Genomic DNA, 3,310 nt, shown 5'->3' on the forward strand with positions numbered 1-3,310 from the left:
TGCCGGCGATGGGCTGCAAAGCAGCCCCAATTAATCGATCAGCGAACGACGATCCCGCGCGAAGCCATGTAGGCCTTGGCTTCCGGCACTGTGTACTCACCAAAGTGGAAGATGCTGGCCGCCAGAACCGCACTGGCGTGCCCTTCCAGAATACCGTCAGCCAGGTGCTGCAGGTTACCCACCCCACCCGAGGCAATCACCGGAATACCCAGCGCATCACTGATCGCACGGGTAACGCCCAGGTCGAAGCCGTTCTTCATGCCGTCCTGGTCCATGCTGGTCAGCAGGATCTCGCCAGCCCCCAGGCCTTCCATCTTCTTCGCCCATTCAACGGCATCCAGCCCGGTCGGTTTGCGCCCGCCGTGGGTGAAAATCTCCCAGCGCGGTTGCTCACCCGGCCCGGACACCTTCTTGGCGTCGATGGCGACAACGATGCACTGCGAACCGAAACGGTCCGCTGCCTCGCCGACAAACTCCGGGTTGAACACTGCGGCCGTGTTGATCGAGACCTTGTCGGCACCGGCATTGAGCAGGTTGCGGATGTCCTGCACAGTGCGCACGCCACCGCCCACGGTCAGCGGGATGAACACCTGGCTGGCCATGCGCTCGACGGTATGCAGCGTGGTGTCGCGGCCATCGACGCTGGCGGTGATGTCGAGGAAGGTGATTTCGTCGGCACCTTGCTCGTCGTAGCGACGGGCGATTTCCACCGGGTCGCCGGCATCACGGATGTTCTCGAACTTGACGCCCTTGACCACCCGGCCGTTGTCCACGTCCAGGCAAGGGATGATGCGCTTGGCCAGTGCCATGGTTCAGTCCTCAGCCTTGGTAGTTGTCGCAGAAGGCCTGGGCCTCGGCGACATCGAGAGTGCCTTCGTAGATGGCACGGCCGGTGATGGCGCCGATGATGCCCGGGGCCTTGGCGTCCAGCAGGGCCTTGATGTCGCCCAGGTTGTGGATGCCGCCCGAGGCGATCACCGGGATAGAGGTGGCTTCTGCCAGTGCCTTGGTGAACGGCACGTTGCAGCCCTGCATCATGCCGTCCTTGGCGATGTCGGTGTAGACGATCGCCGAGACGCCATCGGCCTCGAAACGCTTGGCCAGGTCGATGACCTGAACCGAGCTCACTTCAGCCCAGCCGTCGGTGGCGACGAAGCCATCCTTGGCGTCCAGGCCAACGATGACCTTGCCCGGGAAGGCCTTGCACGCTTCGGCAACGAACTCCGGCTGCTTGACCGCCTTGGTGCCGATGATCACGTAGCTGACGCCGGCCTTGACGTAATGCTCGATGGTTTCCAGCGAGCGGATGCCTCCGCCGATCTGGATCGGCAGGGTCGGGTAGCGCTTGGCAATGGCGGTGACCACTTCACCGTTGACCGGCTGGCCTTCGAAGGCGCCGTTGAGGTCGACCAGGTGCAGGCGGCGGCAGCCACCCTCGACCCACTTGGCGGCCATGCTCACCGGGTCGTCGGAAAATACCGTGGAGTCTTCCATGCGGCCCTGGCGCAGGCGCACGCAGGCACCGTCCTTCAGATCGATAGCGGGGATAATCAGCATCTTGGGAACCTGTCTGTTCTTGGGGTTTCAGGGCTTCTCGAGCGCCCACAGATCACTTTCGATGCTCTCGAACCGCTCCTTGAGGTGCAGCTGAACATCGGCAATCGCCCTGTTGTAGTAATGGGGTGCAATTTCTTTGCTGAACAACTCGAGGACTTCGGCCACTTCGAACGACCCCAGCTCCAGCTCGAAACGGTCTTCGAGGAAGCGCTTGAGCGTGTGCAGCGCTTCGCGCTCCTGCTCGGGGGCCAGGGTGATGACAGGGGCCTTGGTCTTCGACCTGCTCATTTACCAGCGCCCGTCCCAGGCAACGAAGTTCTGCAGCAGCTGCAGGCCATGGGTATGGCTCTTCTCCGGGTGGAACTGCACGGCAAAGCGCGAGCCATCGGCCAGCGCAGCGGCGAAATCGACACCGTAATGGCCGCGGCCGACCACCTGGGCCGGCTTGCCGGCATTGATGTAGTAGCTGTGCACGAAGTAGAACCGCGCACGGTCGGGGATGTCGTGCCAAAGCGGGTGGTCGTTGGTCTGGCCGACTTCGTTCCAGCCCATGTGCGGCACCTTCAGGTGCTCACCGTCTTCCTGCAGGTCTTTGCCGAAGAAGCGCACCTGGCCGGGGAACATGCCGATGCAGTCGACACCGTCGTTTTCTTCGCTGTGGTCGAGCAGCGCCTGCATACCCACGCAAATGCCGAGGAACGGGCGATCCTGGCTGACCTCGCGCACCAGGCTGTCGAAGCCCAGGCGGCGGATTTCGGCCATGCAGTCGCGAATCGCGCCCACGCCCGGGAATACCACGCGGTCGGCTTCGCGGATGACCGTGGCATCGCTGGTGACCAGCACCTTACCGGCCCCTACATGCTCGAGCGCCTTGGCCACCGAGTGCAGGTTGCCCATGCCATAGTCGATTACGGCTACCGTCTGCATTTACAGGCACCCTTTGGTGGAAGGCATCTGCCCGGCCATGCGCTCGTCGAGGGTAATGGCCATGCGCAGAGCGCGGCCGAAAGCCTTGAACACGGTCTCGATCTGGTGGTGGGTGTTGTGGCCACGCAGGTTGTCGATGTGCAGGGTCACCAGGGCGTGGTTGACGAAGCCCTGGAAGAACTCCTGGAACAAGTCGACATCGAAGCCACCGACGCTGGCGCGGGTATACGGGACGTGCATCTGCAGGCCCGGGCGACCGGAGAAGTCGATGACCACGCGCGACAGCGCTTCGTCCAGAGGCACATAAGCGTGGCCGTAGCGGAAGATGCCCTTCTTGTCACCGATGGCCTGGGCGAATGCCATGCCCAGGGTGATGCCGACGTCTTCGACGGTATGGTGATCGTCGATATGCGTGTCACCCTTGCACTCGATATCCAGATCGATCAGCCCATGGCGAGCAATCTGGTCCAGCATGTGTTCAAGGAAAGGCACACCGATATCGAATCGGGCCTTGCCACTGCCATCGAGGTTGATCGAGCACTTGACCTGGGTTTCCAGGGTATTGCGCTCGACGGAAGCCTTACGTTCGACCATCACCAGCTCCGCAAAATCATTAGGCGAAAAGGGCTTCATTATAGGCCTAGAACGCGCTGGCTTGAAACGCGGATGACATATGGCAAAACGAGGAATTACGCAGGCTGGATACCGTTACAAGTCTATACAACCCGGTGACCTGGGATGATCTGGGGCTGCTTTGCAGCCCATCGCCGGCAAGCCAGCTCCCACTTCGACAGCACTGCCCTCAAGGCCTGCGCAGTACCTGTGG

Annotated in this window: 5 protein-coding genes; all 5 read right to left on the reverse strand. The window is 62.0% G+C overall.

Annotation, left to right across the window (positions count from 1 at the left end):
* Window positions 1-38 precede the first annotated feature (38 nt).
* Genes hisF through hisB form a run of 5 tightly spaced genes read right to left on the reverse strand, consistent with a single transcriptional unit; the run spans window position 39 to window position 3,078 of the window.
* The gene (hisF, locus tag ACK1U9_RS09380) at window positions 39-809 is read right to left on the reverse strand and encodes an imidazole glycerol phosphate synthase subunit HisF (RefSeq protein WP_025337372.1); all 771 of its coding nucleotides are present in this window, start codon (window positions 807-809) and stop codon (window positions 39-41) included.
* 10 nt (window positions 810-819) lie between these two features.
* Window positions 820-1,557 carry a 1-(5-phosphoribosyl)-5-[(5-phosphoribosylamino)methylideneamino]imidazole-4-carboxamide isomerase gene (hisA, locus tag ACK1U9_RS09385; protein ID WP_003257484.1) on the reverse strand — a complete coding sequence of 246 codons (738 nt, stop codon included), beginning with the start codon at window positions 1,555-1,557 and terminating at the stop codon, window positions 820-822.
* Window positions 1,558-1,584: 27 nt separating this feature from the next.
* Window positions 1,585-1,845, reverse strand: coding sequence for a DUF2164 domain-containing protein (locus ACK1U9_RS09390; RefSeq protein ID WP_046614499.1), 261 nt, complete (start codon window positions 1,843-1,845; stop codon window positions 1,585-1,587).
* Window positions 1,846-2,484, reverse strand: a complete 639-nt coding sequence (gene hisH / locus ACK1U9_RS09395) for an imidazole glycerol phosphate synthase subunit HisH (RefSeq protein ID WP_025337371.1) — start codon at window positions 2,482-2,484, stop codon at window positions 1,846-1,848.
* Window positions 2,485-3,078 (reverse strand): imidazoleglycerol-phosphate dehydratase HisB, encoded by a 594-nt coding sequence (hisB, locus tag ACK1U9_RS09400; protein WP_003255736.1) that lies wholly within the window; start codon window positions 3,076-3,078, stop codon window positions 2,485-2,487.
* Between the last annotated feature and the right edge of the window lie 232 nt (window positions 3,079-3,310).

It is taken from the genome of Pseudomonas sp. XP1 (assembly GCF_053557675.1).